Annotated in this window: 20 protein-coding genes; 12 read left to right on the forward strand and 8 right to left on the reverse strand. The window is 66.1% G+C overall.

What is annotated here, in order from left to right; genetic code table 11:
- The first annotated feature begins 80 nt into the window (after positions 1-80).
- The 4 genes from AB0B25_RS13910 to AB0B25_RS13925 all read left to right on the forward strand — a co-directional run bounded on the left by AB0B25_RS13910 (position 81) and on the right by AB0B25_RS13925 (position 3,819).
- The gene (locus tag AB0B25_RS13910; protein WP_357178275.1) at positions 81-1,148 is read left to right on the forward strand and encodes a saccharopine dehydrogenase NADP-binding domain-containing protein; all 1,068 of its coding nucleotides are present in this window, start codon (positions 81-83) and stop codon (positions 1,146-1,148) included.
- Positions 1,148-1,558 carry a cupin domain-containing protein gene (locus AB0B25_RS13915; protein ID WP_357178278.1) on the forward strand — a complete coding sequence of 137 codons (411 nt, stop codon included), beginning with the start codon at positions 1,148-1,150 and terminating at the stop codon, positions 1,556-1,558. The genes AB0B25_RS13910 and AB0B25_RS13915 overlap by 1 nt, the downstream gene beginning before the upstream one ends.
- A 474-nt stretch (positions 1,559-2,032) precedes the next feature.
- Positions 2,033-3,553: a hypothetical protein gene (locus AB0B25_RS13920; RefSeq protein ID WP_357178280.1), complete on the forward strand. Its 1,521-nt coding sequence runs from the start codon at positions 2,033-2,035 to the stop codon at positions 3,551-3,553.
- Positions 3,550-3,819 (forward strand): hypothetical protein, encoded by a 270-nt coding sequence (locus tag AB0B25_RS13925; protein ID WP_357178282.1) that lies wholly within the window; start codon positions 3,550-3,552, stop codon positions 3,817-3,819. The genes AB0B25_RS13920 and AB0B25_RS13925 overlap by 4 nt, the downstream gene beginning before the upstream one ends.
- Positions 3,820-3,851: 32 nt before the next feature.
- On the opposite strand, the gene AB0B25_RS13930 is transcribed toward AB0B25_RS13925, so the two are convergent.
- The 3 genes from AB0B25_RS13930 to AB0B25_RS13940 form a co-directional block, all read right to left on the reverse strand.
- The gene (locus tag AB0B25_RS13930) at positions 3,852-4,667 is read right to left on the reverse strand and encodes an MBL fold metallo-hydrolase (RefSeq protein ID WP_357178284.1); all 816 of its coding nucleotides are present in this window, start codon (positions 4,665-4,667) and stop codon (positions 3,852-3,854) included.
- A gap of 156 nt (positions 4,668-4,823) precedes the next feature.
- On the reverse strand, positions 4,824-5,153 hold the full coding sequence (locus tag AB0B25_RS13935; RefSeq protein ID WP_357178286.1) for a hypothetical protein: 330 nt from the start codon (positions 5,151-5,153) through the stop codon (positions 4,824-4,826).
- The gene (locus AB0B25_RS13940) at positions 5,153-6,418 is read right to left on the reverse strand and encodes a Rieske 2Fe-2S domain-containing protein (protein WP_357178289.1); all 1,266 of its coding nucleotides are present in this window, start codon (positions 6,416-6,418) and stop codon (positions 5,153-5,155) included. The genes AB0B25_RS13935 and AB0B25_RS13940 overlap by 1 nt, the downstream gene beginning before the upstream one ends.
- Before the next feature lie 199 nt (positions 6,419-6,617).
- Here AB0B25_RS13940 and hsaA point away from each other — a divergent pair, with 199 nt between their 5' ends.
- The 4 genes from hsaA (at position 6,618) to hsaB (ending at position 10,302) form a co-directional block, all read left to right on the forward strand.
- A complete protein-coding gene (hsaA, locus tag AB0B25_RS13945) occupies positions 6,618-7,781 on the forward strand; it encodes a 3-hydroxy-9,10-secoandrosta-1,3,5(10)-triene-9,17-dione monooxygenase oxygenase subunit (protein ID WP_357178292.1) in 1,164 nt (387 codons plus the stop codon).
- 8 nt (positions 7,782-7,789) lie between these two features.
- Entirely contained in the window at positions 7,790-8,671 is an 882-nt protein-coding gene (hsaD, locus tag AB0B25_RS13950; RefSeq protein ID WP_357178295.1) for a 4,5:9,10-diseco-3-hydroxy-5,9,17-trioxoandrosta-1(10),2-diene-4-oate hydrolase, read from the forward strand.
- A 138-nt stretch (positions 8,672-8,809) separates the two neighbouring features.
- Positions 8,810-9,715, forward strand: a complete 906-nt coding sequence (gene hsaC, locus AB0B25_RS13955; RefSeq protein ID WP_357178298.1) for an iron-dependent extradiol dioxygenase HsaC — start codon at positions 8,810-8,812, stop codon at positions 9,713-9,715.
- A 20-nt stretch (positions 9,716-9,735) separates the two neighbouring features.
- The gene (gene hsaB / locus AB0B25_RS13960) at positions 9,736-10,302 is read left to right on the forward strand and encodes a 3-hydroxy-9,10-secoandrosta-1,3,5(10)-triene-9,17-dione monooxygenase reductase subunit (protein WP_357178589.1); all 567 of its coding nucleotides are present in this window, start codon (positions 9,736-9,738) and stop codon (positions 10,300-10,302) included.
- Between the two features lie 91 nt (positions 10,303-10,393).
- Here the strand turns inward: hsaB and AB0B25_RS13965 are convergent, their stop codons facing one another.
- Positions 10,394-11,875, reverse strand: a complete 1,482-nt coding sequence (locus tag AB0B25_RS13965; RefSeq protein WP_357178301.1) for an ATP-binding protein — start codon at positions 11,873-11,875, stop codon at positions 10,394-10,396.
- Positions 11,876-11,970: 95 nt separating this feature from the next.
- Here AB0B25_RS13965 and AB0B25_RS13970 point away from each other — a divergent pair, with 95 nt between their 5' ends.
- The 3 genes from AB0B25_RS13970 to AB0B25_RS13980 all read left to right on the forward strand — a co-directional run bounded on the left by AB0B25_RS13970 (position 11,971) and on the right by AB0B25_RS13980 (position 13,216).
- On the forward strand, positions 11,971-12,246 hold the full coding sequence (locus AB0B25_RS13970; RefSeq protein ID WP_357178304.1) for a type II toxin-antitoxin system prevent-host-death family antitoxin: 276 nt from the start codon (positions 11,971-11,973) through the stop codon (positions 12,244-12,246).
- Positions 12,243-12,647: a type II toxin-antitoxin system VapC family toxin gene (locus AB0B25_RS13975; protein WP_357178306.1), complete on the forward strand. Its 405-nt coding sequence runs from the start codon at positions 12,243-12,245 to the stop codon at positions 12,645-12,647. The genes AB0B25_RS13970 and AB0B25_RS13975 overlap by 4 nt, the downstream gene beginning before the upstream one ends.
- 293 nt (positions 12,648-12,940) lie before the next feature.
- On the forward strand, positions 12,941-13,216 hold the full coding sequence (locus AB0B25_RS13980) for a YggT family protein (protein ID WP_357178309.1): 276 nt from the start codon (positions 12,941-12,943) through the stop codon (positions 13,214-13,216).
- A 68-nt stretch (positions 13,217-13,284) separates the two neighbouring features.
- On the opposite strand, the gene dmpG is transcribed toward AB0B25_RS13980, so the two are convergent.
- Genes dmpG through AB0B25_RS14000 form a run of 4 tightly spaced genes read right to left on the reverse strand, consistent with a single transcriptional unit; the run spans position 13,285 to position 17,701 of the window.
- Positions 13,285-14,322 (reverse strand): 4-hydroxy-2-oxovalerate aldolase, encoded by a 1,038-nt coding sequence (dmpG, locus tag AB0B25_RS13985; protein WP_357178312.1) that lies wholly within the window; start codon positions 14,320-14,322, stop codon positions 13,285-13,287.
- Positions 14,323-14,333: 11 nt separating this feature from the next.
- The gene (locus AB0B25_RS13990) at positions 14,334-15,278 is read right to left on the reverse strand and encodes an acetaldehyde dehydrogenase (acetylating) (RefSeq protein ID WP_357178314.1); all 945 of its coding nucleotides are present in this window, start codon (positions 15,276-15,278) and stop codon (positions 14,334-14,336) included.
- A 10-nt stretch (positions 15,279-15,288) separates the two neighbouring features.
- A complete protein-coding gene (locus AB0B25_RS13995) occupies positions 15,289-16,074 on the reverse strand; it encodes a 2-keto-4-pentenoate hydratase (RefSeq protein ID WP_357178317.1) in 786 nt (261 codons plus the stop codon).
- A 1-nt stretch (position 16,075) separates the two neighbouring features.
- On the reverse strand, positions 16,076-17,701 hold the full coding sequence (locus AB0B25_RS14000) for an FAD-binding protein (protein ID WP_357178319.1): 1,626 nt from the start codon (positions 17,699-17,701) through the stop codon (positions 16,076-16,078).
- A 105-nt stretch (positions 17,702-17,806) separates the two neighbouring features.
- Here AB0B25_RS14000 and kstD point away from each other — a divergent pair, with 105 nt between their 5' ends.
- Positions 17,807-19,516, forward strand: coding sequence for a 3-oxosteroid 1-dehydrogenase (kstD, locus tag AB0B25_RS14005; protein ID WP_357178322.1), 1,710 nt, complete (start codon positions 17,807-17,809; stop codon positions 19,514-19,516).
- The last annotated feature ends 76 nt before the right edge of the window (positions 19,517-19,592 follow it).

The raw sequence follows: 19,592 nt of genomic DNA on the forward strand, positions 1-19,592 counted from the left end.
TCTGCATCTGAGCGTTTCAGACATTCAATTGCGGATTACAGCCATTCAACCACTCCTCAGATAACAATAGATTCGCATCCATGACATCGCAGAAAGTCCCCCGGATCATCGCCGTCTACGGCGCCACCGGCCACACCGGCGGCTACCTTCTCACCGAACTGCGCCGCCGCGGCGCATCCCCGATCCTGGTAGGCCGCGATGCCGATCGGATCCGAGCCGCCGCGGTCGCCGCGGGACTGCCGGACGCCGAGGTGCGAGTCGCGGACCTGACCGATCACAGGGCTCTCGTCGCGGCGTTCACCGGCGTCGACGCAGTGATCAGCAGCCTGCCCGCGTATGTGAATCACGGGGCAGCGGTACTCACGGCGGCAATCGACGCGGGCGCGCACTACACCGACATGTCCGGCGAACAACTGTTCCTACGGCGCGTCTTCGACGAATTCGGACCACGCGCCGAAGCGGCGGGCGTCACCGTGATCGCCGGCGTCACTGACAGCAATCTGCCCGGTGACCTGCTCGGCTACCTCACCACCCGCCGGGTCGCCGGACCGGCTGCGGTGACACTGAGCCATCTGAGCAACAGCGGCGGTAACGGCTCCAAAGGTAGCGCCGAGACGGTGCTCGCCAGCCTGCACTGGTTCCGCAGCGGCGGCTGGAACTACGCCGATGGCGCGTGGCGGACCGACGCCGCCGCACGCCACGACACGATGACATTTCCCGGCGACACCCGCCCGACACCGGTCGCCAAGTTCCCGCAGCCAGCGGTCCTGACCATCCCACGCCACTCGGACGTCTCGTACGTCGAGGGAGTTCTGGCTACGTCGATCCTCGAAACACTCAGCGGATTCACCGCCGACATGATCGAGGCCTTGCCCGACGAACCCGACTCCGATCTGAGCTACGACCTCGTTGTGGACGCATTCGGTGTCGACGGCCGCAAGGTGCGCGGTGTGCTCAGCGGCGTCGACTCCTACCGCGATTCGGCACTGATGGCGGTCGAGACCGCCATGCGACTCGCCGAGCGATCGGCGGCAGCGGGGGCGCTCGCGGTCGCCGAGGCTTTCGACGCGGCCGGCTTCCTCGACACGCTGGCGCCGTTCGGAATCACCTGGCGCATCGAGGACGGCGCGGCGGGCATAGTCGAGTAATGACCGCCCACCGACCACCCCTCGCCGTCGCACTCGATCTCTCGCCACATCCCGAGGGCGGCTGGTACCGCGAGACCTGGCGCAGCTCTGTCGAATTCACCCCGGAAGGCTACGGAGGTCCGCGCGCGAGCGCGACGGGAATCTACTTCCTGCTACTGCCAGGCGAGCAGTCGCAACCACACACGGTGCGCTCGGACGAACTGTGGCTCTGGCATCGCGGCGGCCCACTGGCGCTCAGCGTCGGCGGTGAGGTGGTGATACTCGGCCCGGACGTGGAACACGGACAGCTGCTGCAAGTCGTGGTGCCCGGCGGCGTCAGCCAGGCAGCTCGCCCGGTCGGCGAGAACTATGCGCTGGTCAGCTGCATCGTCTCACCAGGGTTCGACTTCGCCGACTTCCGGATGGATTGACGCTCGGCACACCGCAACCGCCGCCGGCTCGGCGCACGCGCCGGGCCGTGCGGGCCGTGTTTATTCTGGCAATTTTTGGGTACCGCGCGATTTGGTCATGCCGGTATGCCCGCAGACACAGCGCCGATGCCAACACCGAGTAACAGACTCATTCCACAGCGAACATAATTGTTCGTTTTTTTCACCGACAGATAGTCGAATCCACACCTTGCACACCCGACGAAATACACCTGGAGATGCGCAAGCAAGCCATTCACCAAGATCACCATATACATGCCCGGCACCAGGAAGATCGGCTCACCGCCGGAGTGTCGGTCCCGCATTCAGCAAACCCCGTCTCCCAGGCGCGGAACAGGCCCGAATTCACAATTCATCCGGCGACGGCAATCAGCGAGCCAACTAATTACTTCCCAATCTTGAGAATTCATGCGCATGGCATGAGAAATTGGACACAGGGAGGCGCAAGGAGGCGGTGTGGGGCAGTCGGTGCGGGTCGATCAAGAACAGCTTCGGGCAATGGTCGCGGAATTCGAGAACATCGGCACCGAAGCACAGCGTCTGCTCGGCCAGTTGAAAGCCGCGATCGGGCACGAAGGAAACTGCTGGGATGACGACCCGGCGGGCCAGACGTCCGGGCGGGCCGAGATTCGCGTCGAACCCTTCAGCGCCCCCACCGATCAGAATCCGCCGAGTTCGCAACATGCGATCCCCGCGACGAGCGCCGCGTCCGGGCCCAGACTCCTTCGCATCGAGCCGGATTCCGATGCCAGCGATCGTCCAGCGCTGCATTCGCCTGACACAGCGATCATTCCGGGTAGTGCGCAGCACTACCCGCCGCCGGATGTCCCGACCAGCCGACTCTCCGACAACACTGCCGGACCGGTCGATCCGGTCGGCGCGACAGACGGGCACGACAGCGGCGAGGAACGCCAGGGCGCCCAGCTCACGCTGGTGGGCGCCGCACCGACGGCCGCACCTGATTTCGCGACGCCGGCCACCTCCACGCGCGCAGCCGCCGATGTCCAAACGGCCGGGCGCACACTGCCCAACACGCCATGGTCGAAAAGGGTGTCCGGTATGGGCCCGTCGAACACCTCGGTATCACACAGCCCGTCGCAAGCATCGATGCCAGGCAGCGATCCGCCCGAAGTATGCGTGCCCTCGAACCTTCCGAGGCTGACCGCGCCACCATTTCCTGAGCGACACGATCGCTGGCCCGCGCCGAAGGCCACCGGGAAGACGCCTGGTGCTGAATCGAAATCCACCGGTCATCACCCATGGGCCAGCCATAGCGCACTCGTCGACGAGAACATACGGATCGCGCGGGAACTAGCCGAGCGTCACGATCTGGAAGTCATCGGGTTCGACACCCCAGGTGTCGACCGGCACACGGTGCGCGAACTCGCGGCTGCGCTCGACGATGTGCTCACGCAGTACCCCCATGCCGACGTACGGCAGATTGCGATCGCCGAATCCGCGGACGCGGCAACATGCCTGGAATGGGATTGGGTCGCCGGAGCCGAGGGTCCGGAGCCGTTCACCCGCCGAATCGTGTTCGACGCCGCCGTCGCCCGCAACCCTGATGAGTTCGTCGAATCGGTGTGCACTGCAACACAATCGGGAAAGCTGGCGCGCGGATCGGACCGGCGACCGGTGTATTCGACAGTGATCCGCGAAGTCGGGCATGCGCTGGATATCGCAGGGGGCTTTCGCGCCAGACCGGCGGCCCAGGACGTGCTGATCGCCGAGTTCACGCGCATTCGGGGCACTCGCGCACCGGAGGACTCGACCACCGCGCCCACGGCCGAATTCGAGCAGTGGCGTGCTCAGTTGAGTGGCTATGGCCTGCGCGACGGCCGCTTCGATCCCGGGATGGCGTTGGCCGATGCGTTCACCGAGGTCCAACTGAACGGGCAGGACGCGGGTCCGGCCGCGAAGGTGTTGCACCGCTTGGTCGTCGAGACGGCGCGGCTATCGTCGACGGCACAGCCGTGAGGTACATCGGTGCGCGGTCCGCAGCGGAGCAGCACGACACATTCGAGACCGAACTGGCGGCGGCGGTCGCCGGCAAACCGCTGCGCATGCACGTGGGGTTGGGGCCGGATACCGATGCGGCGTTGGTCACCATCGCTTTGGCCCATCCGGCTGTCACGGCCGACATGATCACGACTGCACGGCGTGCGTTTGCCGCGGAATCGGTTTCCACCGCCCCTTCGGGCGTTGCCGGGGACCCGGCTCTGCTGCCGGATACTGCACGGTGACTCGACAGATTCACACCGATTTTCCCGGGAGTTCAGCGCACCGCCACCGCAGTCAGCTCGGCGAGTTCGTGCGGGTCGTGCGCGCAGAACAGCCGCACGCGGTCACCGAATTCGGCACGCAGGGTGCGCAATCGCTCCAGGTTGTCGACCCGGGCTCGGCCCAAGGTGCTCGCAAGCACCTCGAAGACCCCGAGCCCGAGCGGCGGACGAGTCTTCGCCGAGTACAGCTGCCGGCGATGAAAGTAGGCGTCGCCGCAGTGCAACAGCCAACCGTCGCTCTGCCGGACCGCGACCCCGCTGTGTCCGCGGCTGTGTCCGATCAAGGGAATCAACATGATGTCCTCGAGCACCGGAACCGCGGTGAAGCCGAACCACGAGTCGGCGCCGGTTTCGTGGGCGAGCCAGCGCGGGCCGTGCTCCCAGTGGTGCTGTCGATAGCGCAGCTTCTCGCCGAGTGTCGCGGGCTGGGTCGCCGCGTCCAACTCATCGGCGAAGACGTGCACGGCAGCGTCCGGGAAATCGGATAATCCGCCCGCGTGATCGAGATCGAGGTGGGTCAATACAATGTGGCGGACATCCTCACGCCGATAGCCGAGCGCGCGGATCTGGTGCAATGCAGTCTGTTCCGGACGCAACCGCGGCCGCAACAGCCTGGCGCCGGCGCCGAGCCTGCTCGCATCGAGCACATCGGCCATGCCGAACCCGGTGTCTACCAGCACAAGCCCGTCGCCGGTCTCGATGAGCAGGCAGTGGCCGACCAGCGCGCCGGTCAGCAGGCCACCGCTGCCGAGCAGCGCGCGCCCGCCGATCGGGCACATCGTCGCGCAGTCCAGATGCCGAACCAGCATCGCGGAAACTCCCTCCTGCGGCACCGGATCCGATCCGGCACGCCGGTCTGTCTGTTTCCGCCAACGTAGCCCGATCCCGGCACGGCCGCGACAGCACGGTGCCCGTGCGCGCCCTCGGCCGACAATCCGATGACCCGAACGCGGTGCCGCACCGGGCTATTCAGGAATTTCGAGCACGCCCTCGTCTACCGCCCATTGGATGGTGCGCTCCAGGTTCGGGCAGGAGTCGGGACGGCCCGGCCCGAGCCCGTTCGCCCTCAGCTCGGCGAAAACCGGGCAGAGTCCGGCCGGGTCGCCGAGCCACTGCACCGAGGTCTGGTGCGAACTGCTCTTGCGCACCAGTACCTCGCTCCGGCAGGCCTGACATCGCAGCGCGGTCAGTCCGTCTTCCAGATAGCGCTGCTTGTCGATCACGGTCTGGGCACGCACTTCGGCCCGCCGAGCAGGCTGGTCGGCGAAATCCGGCGCCTTCGCCCAGGCGGCCATCAGGCGTTGGCCTCGGCTTCGCGCTTGCGCCGCAGGTTGTCGGCGACCTCGGCCTCCCACACCTCGTTCGCCTTGGTGGTGTCCACCTCGAACTCGAAGCGCTGGGTCATCTTCTCGGTCACGTCGGCCAGGTCGACGTAGAACTGGTCGTACCAGCGACGCAATTGGTAGACCGGCCCGTCCTCCTCGCACAGCAGCGGGTTGTCGACCTTCGACTTGTGCTTCCAGATCTCGACGTCCTGCAGAAAGCCGACGCTGATGCCCTCGGTCATCTTCTCCGCGAGCCGGACGGCCATATCACCTTCGACGCCCTTCGGCTTCTCCAGTGTGATGCCCCATTGCAGGACGAACGAGTCCTGGGTGACCGGATAATGGCAGTTGATCAGGACGCTTTTGACCTCGTAGCCACTGTAGATATTGACCAGTGGGTTGATCATGTACGACGGCCCGAAATACGACGCTTCCGACTTCAGCAGCGTGTCGCCACCATACTTGGCGGCCATGCCGACATCGGGCCTGCCTTTGGTCTCCAGGAACTGGGTGGCGATGTGACCTTCGAAAACATTCTTGAAATAGGTCGGGAAGGCGAAGTGGATATAGAAGAAGTGGGCCATGTCGACCACGTTGTCGATGATCTCGCGACAGTTGGCGCCCTCGATCAACATCGAGTTCCAGGTCCAGGCGGTCCAGCCGCTGTCGAGTTCCTCGGTGGGGTTGCCATCTACGTCGGTGTAGGGGCCCTTGATGTGCGGGATCGTGACCTCGGGCGGTGGCTGACTGCCCTCGTAGTCCTGCCAGACGAACAACTGTCCGTTGCGCTCGAGCGTGGTCCACTTCCTGGTACGGGCCAAGGGCGGCACCCGGCGCGCGTACGGAATCGCGGTGCACTTGCCGTTGCTGCCCGACCAGCGCCAGTCGTGGAACGGGCAGGCGATGTCGTCGCCCTTGACCTCGCCCATCGTCAGGTCGCCGCCCATATGCCGGCAGTAGGCGTCGAGGACGCGCAGATCACCGTTGCTGTCGGCCCAGACTACGAGCTTGGTACCGAACACGGTGACCGCATGCGGCTTGCCGTCCCGGAACGTTGCGGCCAGACCCAGGCAATGCCATCCCCGCGCATACCGGCTCGGTGCGGTGCCGACATCGAGCTCCCGGACCTTCGCACCGCCGCGCGGCGCAGGATCGGCCGCCGCGCGGGCCCCTCCGTGGTTACGCACGCTGCCGCCTCCGGGCCCGTCGCTCGGCGGCAGTGGGGTAATTGCCATGGCGATTCCTCCTCCTTCTGTACTAGAACACGTTACAAAATCACCGCCCTGGACGCCAGCGATTCGCCCCACTTCCTGCACAAGCCCACCGACGAACTGGGGTGAACACCGGTTCTCGACATAAATAGGAACCTGTTCTAGTCTCAGAAGCAAATGAGATTACCGGTTATCCATCGACCAGGCAGGAGCAGGTCCCGAGATGACGCAAGAAGTGACCGAGCGGGTTGACGCGCTGTTGCCGATGCTGCGCGAGCGAGCGCAGGAAGCCGAAGACCTGCGGCGCATCCCCGACGAAACCATGAAAGCGTTACAGGAGACCGGTTTCTTCCGGTTGCTCCAGCCCAAACAGTGGGGTGGCCATGCCGCCGACCCCGTGGTCTTCTACGACATCGTTCGCAAGATCGCCAGCGCGTGCGGGTCCACCGGCTGGGTGTCCGGCATTGTCGGCGTGCACAACTGGCATCTGGCGCTGTTCGCTCAGCAGGCGCAGGAGGACGTCTGGGGCGAGGACACCGAGGTACGGATCTCCTCGTCCTACGCGCCGATGGGTGCGGGCACGGTCGTCGACGGCGGCTACCTCGTCAACGGCGCGTGGGCCTGGTCGTCCGGCTGCGACCACGCGACCTGGGCGGTGCTCGGCGGCCCGGTGATCAAGGACGGCAGACCCGTCGACTTCGGTAGCTTCCTGATCCCCCGCGACGACTACCGGATCGATGATGTCTGGAATGTGGTCGGTCTGCGCGGCACCGGCTCCAATACCATCGCGGTCGACAACGTCTTCGTGCCGTCGCACCGGTTTCTGAGCTTCCGCGCCATGAGCGAATTGACTTCGCCCGGCCTGGAACAGAACACCGATCCGGTGTACAAGATGCCCTGGGGCACCATCCATCCCACCACCATCTCCACCCCGATCGTCGGCATGGCCTACGGCGCGTACGAGGCACATGTGGCGCACCAGGGGAAACGCGTGCGCGCGGCCTATGCGGGCGAGAAGGCCAAGGACGACCCGTTCGCCAAGGTGCGCATTGCCGAGGCGGCCAGTGATATCGACGCGGCATGGCGCCAGCTGTCGGGCAATGTAGCCGATGAGTACGCGCTGCTGGTGGCAGGCGAGGAGATTCCGTTCGACCTGCGCGTGCGGGCGCGGCGCGACCAGGTGCGCGCCACCGGACGCTCGATCGCCGCCATCGACAAGCTGTTCGAGAGCTCCGGCGCCACCGCGCTGGCGAACGACACTCCGCTGCAACGCTTCTGGCGCGACGCGCACGCGGGACGGGTACACGCGGCCAATGATCCCGAGCGCGCGTACCTGATGTACGGCACGCACGAGTTCGGGCTGCCCGTCACCGACGGCATGGTGTAAGGGCGATCATGACCTCAACCGCGGAACTCACCGCTGCATCGACCTCGCGCTACGCGCAGGTGCGCCCTGACCTGCGGCTGCATTATCACGAGGCGGGGGTCGGCAACGGGCCGACGATCGTCCTGTTGCACGGCGGCGGGCCCGGCGCATCCTCCTGGTCGAACTTCGGCCGTAACATCCCCGTGCTGGCGGAGAATTTCCATGTGCTCGCCGTGGATCAGCCCGGGTACGGCCGCTCGGACAAACCGACCGAGCATCCGCAGTACTTCGTGCACAGCGCCTCGGCGCTGCACGATCTGCTCGACCACCTGCAGATCACCTCACGCGTGCACCTGCTCGGCAACTCGCTCGGCGGCGGCGCGGCCGTACGGTTCGCGCTGGATTATCCGCAGCGGGCGGGAAAACTGGTCCTGATGGGTCCCGGTGGGCTGAGCACCAACCTGTTCGCGCCCGACCCGACCGAGGGCGTGAAACTGCTCGCCGCGTTCAACTACGAGCCGACCAGGCAGAACCTGGAGGCCTTCCTGCGCATCATGGTCTACGACCAGTCGCTGATCACCGACGAGTTGATCGACGAGCGGTTCGCCGCGGCGAGCACGCCGGAAGCACTGGCCGCGGCCCGCGCGATGGGGAAGTCGTTCGCCGGCGCGGACTTCGAGAAGGGCATGCTCTGGCGGGACGCCTACACCTTGCGTCAGCCGGTGCTGCTGATCTGGGGACGCGAAGACCGGGTCAACCCGCTCGACGGCGCGCTCGTTGCGATGAAGGTGATCCCCCGCGCGCAGCTGCACGTCTTCGGCGGCTGCGGACACTGGGCACAACTGGAGAAATTCCACGAATTCAACCGGCTGGCCATCGATTTCCTCGCCGGCGTCCAGGAGGCTCGATGAGACACACTCACGCAACCCTCATCGCGCCGACGGGGTGCGGGAACTCCCGCAGGACACAGGAGGCTCGATGAGACACACTCACGCAACCCTCATCGCGCCGACGGGGTGCGGGAACTCCCGCGGGACACAGGAGAAGTGATGGGAATCCGCTCACTGGGATATCTGCGTATCGAGGCGACCGACCTGGCCGCCTGGCGAGAGTACGGACTGAAGGTGCTCGGCATGGTCGAGGGCAAGGGCGCCGACCCGGAGTCGCTGTATCTGCGCATGGACGAGTTTCCGGCCCGGCTGGTGATTGTTCCGGGCACCAAGGACCAGTTGCAGCTCTCCGGCTGGGAGACCGCCGACGCCGAAGAGCTGCAGGACATCCGCAATCGGCTGGACGCGGCCGGGGTGCCGTACAAGGAAGGCGCCGCCGCGGAACTGGCCGATCGCCGGGTGTACGAATTGATCCGCTTCGACGACCCTTCCGGCAACACTCTGGAGGCGTTTCACGGCGCCGCGCTGGAGCATCGCCGGGTGGTCAGCCCTTACGGGCACAGGTTCGTCACCGAGGAGCAAGGGCTCGGGCACGTAGTGCTCAGCACCAAGGACGACAAGGCGGCACTGGAGTTCTATCGCGATGTGCTCGGTTTCCGGTTGCGCGACTCGATGCGGCTGCCACCGCAGTTGGTCGGACGTCCAGCCGACGGGGAGCCCGCGTGGCTGCGTTTCTTCGGCTGCAATCCCCGCCACCACTCACTGGCCTTCCTACCCATGCCGACTCCGAGCGGCATCGTGCATCTGATGCTCGAGGTGGGTGAGGCCGACGACGTCGGGCTGTGCCTGGATCGCGCGCTGCGCAAGAAGGTCAAGATGTCGGCGACGCTCGGACGGCACGTCAACGACAAGATGCTCTCCTTCTACATGAAAACGCCGGGCGGCTTCGATGTCGAATTCGGCTGTGAGGGTCTGGCGGTGGACGACGCCGAGTGGATTGCCAGGGAGTCCACCGCCGTGAGCCTGTGGGGCCACGACTTCTCCGTCGGGCAGCGACAGCAGTGACCGAGAGGGCTGGCGAAACGATGGCCGCGGAGATCGATCCACGGCAGTTCCGAAACGTGCTCGGGCAGTTCTGTACGGGCATCACGGTGATCACCACCTTCGACGGCGACCAAGCAGCCCCGATCGGTTTCGCCTGCCAGTCTTTCGCCGCCCTCTCCCTCGAACCGCCGCTCGTCCTGTTCTGCCCCACCAAGGCGTCCCGATCCTGGGCGGCGATCGAGAAAACCGGACGCTTCTGCGTGAACGTCCTGGCCGAAGAGCAGCGTGAGCTGTGTGCTCGTTTCGGCTCCCGCGAACCCGACAAGTTCGCCGGAGTCACCTGGCACGCCTCCGACCTGGAGCTCCCGCTCCTGGACGACGCGCTCGCCACCGTCGAGTGCAAGGTGGACAGCGTCGTGGACGGCGGCGACCACTACATCGTCATCGGTCGAGTCCAAGCTCTCACGGAATCGACCACTTCCGGTCGCCCCCTGCTGTTCTACCGCGGCCAATACACCGCCATCGAACCGGACAAGACCACCCCGGCTCCCTGGCGCGCCGATCTGGAGCACTTCCTCACCACGACCACCCTCGACACCTGGTTGTAGTGGTTCGGCGGCGCGACCGACTTGCACAGTCTCCCGGTCTGGCGGAAGGTCGTGCCGTTGCTGTCGGTTGATCTCGCGCGGCCCCAGCCGATCAGCGGACGCCATAGAGTTCCTCGAGATTGATCAGTGCGACTTCGCCGCGCCGCTCGGCCTGCTGAAGTTCCGCGCTGAAGCCGGCGCCCGAGAAGCACAGCAGGCGCGTACTTGTTGTGTCATATTTTCCGCCTACGTTGATGAGTGCGAGGATGTGTCGTAGCCGGTCGAGGTGAGCGAGGCCCATGGTCTCGTTCCACTTCGCCTCCCCGATGCCGAGCAGTGGCGGACGCGAGTCCTCCGCGTAGCCGACCGCGACCACATCGACCTGATGCGTCGTGCGGTGGGCCGAATCGTTGACCGTGCCGGCACTGACCCGGATCGGGAGGTCACCGATCCGATCCTGGCCGCTGGGTTCATGCGCGAAGCGCAGTGCCCATTCGCGACATATCCGCTCGAAGTGCGGACCGATGACGTTGCTGGCGAACCGATGCGACGCTCGTCGCCAGATGCGCTCGGTGTCGGCCGCGAGAGTCAGTTGGGGCCAGAACGGACGCATGATCGCGTGATAGAAGGCGAGCAGCGGTTCGGCGATACGGAAATCGGTGCGGTTGGCTCTGAATCCGTCGACCTCGCGGGTGATCAAACCGGCGTCTTCGAGCACGGTCAACGGATGGGACAACGTGTTGACCGGTCGGCCGACGTGCCCGGCAATGCCGCCCCTACCGCTGTTTCCGGACGCGACGGCACTGAGGACCGAGTGATACAGCGCCACATCCCGTAGATCGGGTTCTTCGGCGAGCAGGTAGCGCGCTTCCAAGAACATCGGGCTGCCCGGGGAAAGAACCGCTCGAACTACCCAGTCATCGAAATCAGCCAAGTCTCTCGGCGCGTCGTAGCGGATCATCTCGGTCCGATATGCCGGCGTTCCGCCGACAACCGAATGCACGAGTAGCGCCAACCGCGGGTCGGTGATACCCCAGAAATCAGCTGCCAGACGGTAATTCAACGTGTGGATCGGCAATTCTAGCGATGCCCTACCGCGTAACGGCGCGTCTCCGGACAGCAATCCACCCATGAACGACAGCGCCGAACCACACAGCAGCAACCGAGTACGCGAGCCCGTCCGCTCGGTACGCCTGGGCGCGTATGCGCCCTGGATGATCGATGGCAGAGCAGGATTCGCCCTGGCCAGATAAGGGAACTCGTCGACCACCACCGGAGTATTCCGCTCCGCTCCCATGCGGAGCAGGACGTCGATCACCTGCCCCCAATTCGATGGCGTGAACGGGGCGACCAGGTCGAGGTGACGGGTCAGCGCTTCGCCGATCGACGCCAGCGATTCCGCGTCCGTGGCTTCCTGCGCAGAAAAGTAGAATCCGTCGGCGACCTCGCAGACCGCCTCGAGGAGGAAGCTCTTGCCCTGCCTGCGACGCCCGGATACGACACCCAGAGTCGCACCGGCCGCAGGGTCGGTGACGAACCGGGTCAGCGATTCCCACTCACGGTCTCGGCTGAACACATCCGCCGGCTTCTGCATGGCTCTCCCATTATCAATACAGTTATGATAACTATACTAATCACAACTTGTAGCCTCATGTAGCCACCAGTGCTACATCGGCCTACACTTCGGGAATGAAAGTGATCACGCAGCGTGAATTCCGCAACAACTCGGCGGCGGTCATGAATGCCGTCGAGGCCGGGGAAACGTTTCGCGTCACCCGCAATGGCGTCGAGGTCGCTGAGGTACGGCCGGTCCGTCGACAGCGACGCCGAACCGCCGAAGAACTCGTTGAACGACACCGCAAACTCCCCCGTGTCGACTTCACACAGATGCGGCAAGAAGCCGACGAATTTTTCCGCACAGAAGATCGCATCGAGGACGACGACGCTCGAGGATCACGTCGGTGAGCGAATTGCACGCATCGGGCGTACTCGACACCCGCACCTACATCGACCTGTATGCGCTCGATCCGGTCGCCCTACCCCAGCTACCCGAGATCACTGCTATCACGCTAGCCGAATTGCATCAGGGCGTGGCGATGGCGAAGGACGCCGCCACCCGCGCGGCGCGATCCGAGCAACTCGGCGCCGCCATCGTCGACTTCGATCCGCTGCCATTCGATGAAGATGCCGCGACACGCTACGGCACGCTGGTAGCCCTCACTCTGGCCGCGAACCGCGATCCGCGTCCTCGCCGGATGGACCTGCTCATCGCGGCGATCGCGTCAGCACGCGGATTACCGCTCTACACCCGCAACAGCGGAGACTTCCGGGGGCTGGAAAGCATGGTCGAGATCGTCGCGGTCTGAGTGGACGGGCGGAACGCGCTGTTGCGTCGTTTTTGCGCAACCGCGAACAGTACCTGAGCGCATCAACCAGTACCGGCGAAGACAAGACGAACTGACCTTGTCGGCACTGCAATCCGGTGCCCGCTGAGCAAAGACCGCGACAACCGTTTGACAAGGACGAGAACGGTCCATCGCACCGCGGCCCACGTCGGTTCCAACCTGATAGTCGGCTGAGAACACAGCAAAAGCGACACTTTCGACCTGAGCCGCCACGTTGAAACTGGTGAGACGCCCAGCGGCACAAGGAGTTGGTCATGAGCCTGATCGGAACCCTGCTCGGGTACGCCCTGACGGTGTTCATCTTGCTGTTGATCGCCCGGATGGTGCTCGACTGGATCGGGGCGATGGCCGACAGCCCACGCTGGGCGAGTCGGGCGCGCTCGCTGACTCGAGCCTGGACGGAGCCGGTGATCGCGCCGGTGCGGCGGGCACTACCTCCGGTTCGTGCCGGAGGGTTGTCGATCGATCTGGCGTTCACCGTGGTATTCGTCGTTGCGCTGATCCTGCGCTCGATCGCCTTCAGCCTGTAAGCCCGCAGTCTCGCGGGCGGGCCGCGCGGGGTGACCGCACACGCGCGCGACCCGCGGTCGGCGGCCGGTCAGGCAGAGACCGTTGCCTGCTCCCGCCGCAATTCCAGCGCGATGTCGACCAGTTGATCCTCCTGCCCGCCGACGAGCTTCCGTTTGCCCGCGCGGACGAGCAGTTCGGCGGCGGAGACACCGTAGCGCTCGGCTTGGCGTTGCGCGTGCTTGAGGAAACTGGAGTAGACGCCCGCGTAGCCCATCATCAGGGCTTGACGATCCAGCAGGCATTCCTGCGGCATGGTAGGCCGGACCACGTCCTCGGCGGCATCGGCAATGGCGAAGAAATCGATGCCGGTCTCGATACCGAGTTTGTCGCACACCCCGACCAACGCCTCGACCGGCGTATTGCCCGCGCCCGCACCGAAACGGCGGGCGCTGCCGTCGATCTGGCTTGCGCCCGCGCGAATGGCGCAGATGGAGTTGGCGACCGCGAGATCGAGGTTCTCGTGGCCGTGGAAACCGACCTGAGCGTCGTTACCGAGCTCGGCGACGATGGCGGCGACCCGATCGGAGACCTGTTCCAGGACAAGAGCTCCCGCCGAATCCACCACGTAGACGCACTGGCAGCCCGCGTCGGCCATGATGCGCGCCTGCTCGGCCAGTACCTCCGGCGGCTGGGTGTGCGACATCATCAGGAAGCCGACCGTCTCCAGGCCGAGTTCGCGGGCGAGCCCGAAGTGCTGGATCGACACGTCCGCTTCGGTGCAGTGCGTGGCGATGCGGCAGATGGCGGCGCCATTGTCTCGGGCGACCTTGATGTCTTCTTTGACACCGACGCCGGGCAGCATCAGCACCGCGATCTTCGCCTGTTTCGCTGTCGCGGCGGCGATGGCGACCAGTTCCTGCTCGGGCGTCCTGGAAAAGCCGTAGTTGAACGACGAGCCGCCGAGGCCGTCGCCGTGGGTCACCTCGATCACCGGGACGCCCGCGCCGTCCAGCGCGGCGACGATGGCACGGACCTCGGTAGTGGTGAACTGGTGGCGCTTGTGGTGCGAACCGTCGCGCAGCGAGGTGTCGGTGACGCGGATGTCCAGTTCTGCTGAGTAGGCCATATTTTCGCTCCTCACACCCGGGTTTCGGTGCCTGATTGGTCGCCTCGGTGCGCTCGGCCGCGGATCTGGTCGGCGATGACCTCGCCCACCTGCGTCGCCGCGGCGGTCATGATGTCGAGATTGCCCGCATACGGCGGCAGGAAGTCGCCCGCGCCTTCGACCTCGACGAACACCGACACCTTCGCCATGCCTCCGGACACCACCGACGGTTCGTCGAACTGCGGGTCGTTGAGCAGCCGGTAGCCGGGCACGTACTGCTGGATCTCGCCGACCATTCGGTGGATGGAGTCGCCGATCAGGTCGGTATCGGCGTCCTCGGGGATGGCGCAGAAGATCGTGTCGCGCATGATCATCGGCGGCTCGGCCGGGTTCAGGATGATGATCGCCTTGCCGCGCTGCGCACCCCCGATGGTCTCGACGCCGCGGCTCGTGGTCTTGGTGAACTCGTCGATGTTGGCGCGGGTGCCAGGGCCGGCGGAGACCGACGACACCGACGCGACGATCTCCGCGTAGGGCACCGCAACGACCCTCGACACGGCCGCGACGATCGGAATCGTCGCCTGACCCCCGCAGGTGATCATATTGACGTTCGGCGCTTCGAGATTCGCACCCAGGTTCACCGACGGCACCACGGCGGGACCGACGGCGGCGGGCGTGAGGTCCACCGCCCGAATACCCGCCTCGGCGTAGCGCGGCGCGGCGGCACGGTGCACGGCGGCGGAAGTCGCCTCGAAGATCAGGTCGGGCAGGTCCCCTTGCCCGAGCAGCCAGTCGATGCCTTCGTGCGAGGTTTCCAGCCCGAGCCCGCGGGCACGCTGCAAACCCGCACTGTCGGGATCGATGCCGATCATCCAGCGTGGCTCGATGGTCGTTGAGCGCAGCAGCTTGTAGAGCAGATCGGTACTGATATTGCCGGACCCGACGATCGCGGCGGCGACGGTCCCTGGTACGGACACGACATGCCTCCTAGCTGAATTGCAGACGGACAGAACCGAGTCCGGCGAACTCGGCGTGGAACGCGTCGCCCGGACAGGCGTCGATGGCGCGGGTGCAGGAACCGGGCAACACGATGTCGCCGGCTTTCAGCCGGACCCCGAAGCCGGCGACCTTGCGGGCCAACCAGGCCACCGCGATCACCGGGTCGCCGAGCACGGCATCGCTGCGACCTTCGGCGACGACCTCGCCGTTGCGGGTGAGCACCGCGTCTATCGCCGCGATGTCGATATCCCGCGGTGCGACGCGCTGCGCGCCGAGCAGGAAACCGGCGGAGGAGGCGTTATCGGAGATGGTGTCGACCAGGCCGATGTTCCAGTCCTTGATCCGCGAATCGATGAGTTCGATCGCGGGCGCGACGGCGACCGTCGCGGCGAGCACGTCCTGCTCGGTGCAGTCCGCGCCGGGCAGATCGGCGCCGAGCACGAAGCCGACCTCCACCTCGACCCGCGGGAACAGATAGCGGTCCGCCTCGACCGGAATATTCTCGTGAACTTCCATGTCCGCGAGCAGATGCCCGTAATCGGGCTCATCCACGCCCATCATCCGCTGCATGGCTTCCGACGACAGGCCGACCTTGTGGCCGACCACCCTGGCGCCGCCGTCGAGCCTGCGCCGGATATTGATCAACTGGATCTCGTAGGCGTCGATCACGTCGATATCCGGATATCGGGCGACCAGTGGATCAACCGCTACCCGGTCGCGTTCGGCGAGCTCGAGCGCGTCGGCCAGTTCCCTTCGTACCGCATCGGACAGCACGCTAGTTTCCTTCCGCTGTTGCTCGGTCGAGCGCCGGAACCCGCTCGGCCGCCGCGGACCGACCGGCCCGGCGACCAGAGAAAATGCAGTCCGACAGCGAGAGGCCGCTGACGTAGGACTGCGAGCAGAGGCCGATCGCGGTCCGACCCGCCGCGAAAAGTCCCGGAATATCGCCTCCCTCGGTCGATTTCACCGCGCCGGAACGCTCGTTCACCAGGACGCCGCCGAGGGTGAGCATGGCGCACGGATTGGTCAAACTCGGTGTGACACTCACATCCAGCAACCAGAACGGACCGGTGCGCACCCTGGTGGTGAACTCGGCGGGCTTGCCGACCGGATCAGGTGCACCGCTGTCGATCGCGGAATTGTGCGCCTCGACCGTCGCGCGCAGACCGGGGGCATCGATTTTTGCTTTCGCCGCGACTTCCTCGATCGTGCCGCCCCGAATCGCGGTGCGTCGCATGGCCTCGAACTGACCACGCTGAAACCAGGTTCCCTGTTTACCGATCTGGCCGATGGCGGTGCGCATCAACGCGTCGTCGGCGAGCAGCCAGCCCTTGCCCTCGTGCTCGTTGATCAGCGTGTGCCCGACCGCGGCGCCGTAACGGGTCTCGTCGATCACTCGGCGGCCGCCCGCGTCGACCAGCAACGCGCCGGTCAAGGCGCTGGGTGGCTGCAGGAATCGCCACGCCGAGATGTTGTCCATCCGGCCGACGGCCGCGCCGGCCTGCTGCGCCATCACGATTCCGCTCCCGTCGTCGCCGGTCGTCCCGAGTAACAGGCCACCGCGGTACTGCGGCGCGTACCGGCGCACCATGTCACGGTTGGCGATGAATCCGCCGGCGCTGACCACCACGGCTCGGCGCGCCCGAACCCGGATCGTCGTGCCGTACCGGCGTTCCATCCGGGCGAGCCGCCGCTCCAATGCCCGGCGTAGCCGTGGATAGTAGATCCCCGGCTTGGCCGCGACCTTCGACATGCGGGTGTATCGATCCCGGATCCGGCCCGGCGCGGCGCGCAGGGTGTGACACTCGACGCCGATCACCGCCCCCGTGCTGTCCGTGACCAAGCGCGTCACCCGCGTCATGGTTTCCACGCGTACGCCGAGGCGGGACGCGGAGGCGGCGAGCGGGCCGATGAGCTTCTTGCCCGAGGTGCCCCGCCCCTTCACCCGATGTCCGCGCTGCGCGGCCGGAATGTCCCGGAACGCTCCGGAGACCTCGCTGCCGGAGTAATACAGGTAGAAGTGATCGTTCGGATAGGAGGTCTTGTACGGGCACAGCGACGCCCCGAACGGCACGCCGTGGCCTTGCAGCCACTCGATCATGGCCGGGCTCTCGTCGACGAACCGGCGCAGCGTCTCGGGTGTCACCGCGTCGCCGACCTCACGCTCCAGGTAGGCGAGCATCGCCGCCGGGGTGTCGTCGACTCCGGCCGCCTGCTGCACCGAGGTACCGCCGCCCGCGTAGATGACACCGCCGGACAGCGCCGACGCGCCGCCCCCGGCGAACCGCTCGAGCACGAGCACCTGCGCGCCCGCCGCGGTCGCTTCCAGCGCGGCGGCCGCGCCGGCGGCGCCGTATCCGACCACGACAACGTCGGTGGTCAGGTCCCAATCGTGCCCCATACACTTCTCTCCGGTCCTGAATTGAAACAAGTTACCTCGGTAGATGGAACGCCGAGTAAGTCTTCTGCCACACAACATAGACCAATTGCGCGTCCATTCTATAACGTGTTCTACATGACTGATCGGGAATACGACGTGGTGGTGGTCGGCAGTGGCGCCGCCGGCATGACCGCCGCCCTGACCGCCGCCCACCATGGGCTGAGCGCAGTACTCATCGAAAAGGCCGCGCACTACGGCGGGTCGACCGCGCGGTCCGGTGGCGGCGTGTGGATCCCCGGTAACAAAGCACTGCGGGCCTCCGGTCGGCCCGACGACCGCGAGGACGCCCGGACCTACCTGCACAGCATCATCGGCGGCGTCGTCCCCAAGGATCGGATCGACACCTATATCGACCGCGGCGCCGAAGCCTTCGACTTCGTGCTCGACCACACCCCACTGAAGATGCGCTGGGTGCCCGGCTACTCCGACTATTACCCCGAAGCGCCCGGCGGCCGCGCCGAGGGCCGTTCGTGTGAACCGAAACCGTTCGACGCCAAGATCCTCGGCGCGGAGCGCTTCAACCTGGAGCCGCCCTACAGCAAGGCTCCGCTGAACGTCGTGGTCACCCAGGCGGATTTCAAGCAGCTCAATCTCATCAGACGACACCCGCGCGGCATGCTGCGCGCGATGCGGGTCGGCGCACGGACCACGTGGGCCCGGCTCACCCGCAAGCATCTACTCGGCATGGGACAGGCGCTGTCGGCCGCCCTCCGCAAAGGTCTACTCGACGCGGGGGTACCCCTGCTGCTGAACACGCCGCTGACCGGGCTGATCGTCGAGGACGACCGGGTCACCGCGGTCGAAGCCGAACACGAGGGACGGACCGTGCGCTTCACCGCCCGCTACGGCGTAGTGCTGGCCAGCGGCGGCTTCGAGCACAACGACGAGATGCGGCACACCTACCAGCGCGAGCCGATCACCACCGCATGGACCACCGGCGCGACGGCCAACACCGGAGATGGCATCCGCGCCGGTCTGGAACTCGGCGCGGCCGTCGACATCATGGCCGACGCCTGGTGGGGACCGACGATCTTCAAAGGCGGCAAGCCCTGGTTCTGCCTCGCGGAGCGGAATCTGCCGGGCTGCATCATCGTCAACACCGACGGGAAGCGATTCGGCAACGAGTCGGCGCCTTACGTCGAGGCGGTCCACACCATGTACGGCGGGGAGCACGGGCAAGGGTCGGGTCCCGGCGAGAACGTGCCTGCCTGGCTGGTGTTCGACCAGCGGTACCGCAACCGCTACATCTTCGCGGGGCTGCAGCCCGGTCAGCGGTTTCCGTCCCGGTGGATGGCGAACGGTCGCATCGTCCAGGCGGCGACCCTGGCCGAACTGGCCACCGAGATCGGTGTGCCGGAGCAGAATCTGACCGCGACCGTGCAGCGGTTCAACGGCTTCGCGGCCACCGGCGTGGACGAGGATTACCACCGCGGGGACAGCGCCTACGACAAGTATTACGGCGACCCCACGGTCAAGCCGAACCCGTGTCTGGCAGCGCTGGTGGCCGGACCGTTCTATGCGGCCGAGATGGTGCCCGGCGATCTCGGCACCAAGGGGGGCCTGGTCACCGACACCGCGGGTCGGGTACTGCGCGAAGACCGGACCGTCATCGAGGGCCTCTACGCCGCGGGCAATGCCAGCGCGCCGGTGATGGGTCACACCTACGCGGGCCCCGGCGCCACCATCGGTCCCGCGCTCACCTTCGGTTATCTGGCAGTGCTCGACATCGCCGACCGCAAGAAGGAGCAGCCCGCGGCGGCCTCGGCCGGAGCGTGAGGTGATGCCACAAGCCTTGGTTCCCAGTCGGTTCCGGCGACATCGATGTCCGCCGCGACCCAGCGACGATGGAGCG

It is taken from the genome of Nocardia sp. NPDC049190 (assembly GCF_040648115.1).
Taxonomy (GTDB): domain Bacteria; phylum Actinomycetota; class Actinomycetes; order Mycobacteriales; family Mycobacteriaceae; genus Nocardia.

Excerpts from the sequence above, each read along its gene's own strand:
- AB0B25_RS13970 (WP_357178304.1), top strand. The coding sequence starts at position 11,971 with ATGAAAGTGATCACGCAGCGTGAATTCCGCAACAACTCGGCGGCGGTC.
- AB0B25_RS13915 (WP_357178278.1), top strand. The coding sequence starts at position 1,148 with ATGACCGCCCACCGACCACCCCTCGCCGTCGCACTCGATCTCTCGCCA.
- AB0B25_RS14000 (WP_357178319.1), bottom strand. The coding sequence starts at position 17,701 with ATGGGGCACGATTGGGACCTGACCACCGACGTTGTCGTGGTCGGATAC.
- AB0B25_RS13980 (WP_357178309.1), top strand. The coding sequence starts at position 12,941 with ATGAGCCTGATCGGAACCCTGCTCGGGTACGCCCTGACGGTGTTCATC.
- AB0B25_RS13935 (WP_357178286.1), bottom strand. The coding sequence starts at position 5,153 with ATGGCCGCCTGGGCGAAGGCGCCGGATTTCGCCGACCAGCCTGCTCGG.
- AB0B25_RS13930 (WP_357178284.1), bottom strand. The coding sequence starts at position 4,667 with ATGCTGGTTCGGCATCTGGACTGCGCGACGATGTGCCCGATCGGCGGG.
- hsaA (WP_357178292.1), top strand. The coding sequence starts at position 6,618 with ATGACGCAAGAAGTGACCGAGCGGGTTGACGCGCTGTTGCCGATGCTG.
- AB0B25_RS13940 (WP_357178289.1), bottom strand. The coding sequence starts at position 6,418 with ATGGCAATTACCCCACTGCCGCCGAGCGACGGGCCCGGAGGCGGCAGC.
- dmpG (WP_357178312.1), bottom strand. The coding sequence starts at position 14,322 with ATGGCCTACTCAGCAGAACTGGACATCCGCGTCACCGACACCTCGCTG.
- hsaD (WP_357178295.1), top strand. The coding sequence starts at position 7,790 with ATGACCTCAACCGCGGAACTCACCGCTGCATCGACCTCGCGCTACGCG.
- hsaB (WP_357178589.1), top strand. The coding sequence starts at position 9,736 with ATGGCCGCGGAGATCGATCCACGGCAGTTCCGAAACGTGCTCGGGCAG.
- AB0B25_RS13910 (WP_357178275.1), top strand. The coding sequence starts at position 81 with ATGACATCGCAGAAAGTCCCCCGGATCATCGCCGTCTACGGCGCCACC.
- AB0B25_RS13965 (WP_357178301.1), bottom strand. The coding sequence starts at position 11,875 with ATGCAGAAGCCGGCGGATGTGTTCAGCCGAGACCGTGAGTGGGAATCG.
- hsaC (WP_357178298.1), top strand. The coding sequence starts at position 8,810 with ATGGGAATCCGCTCACTGGGATATCTGCGTATCGAGGCGACCGACCTG.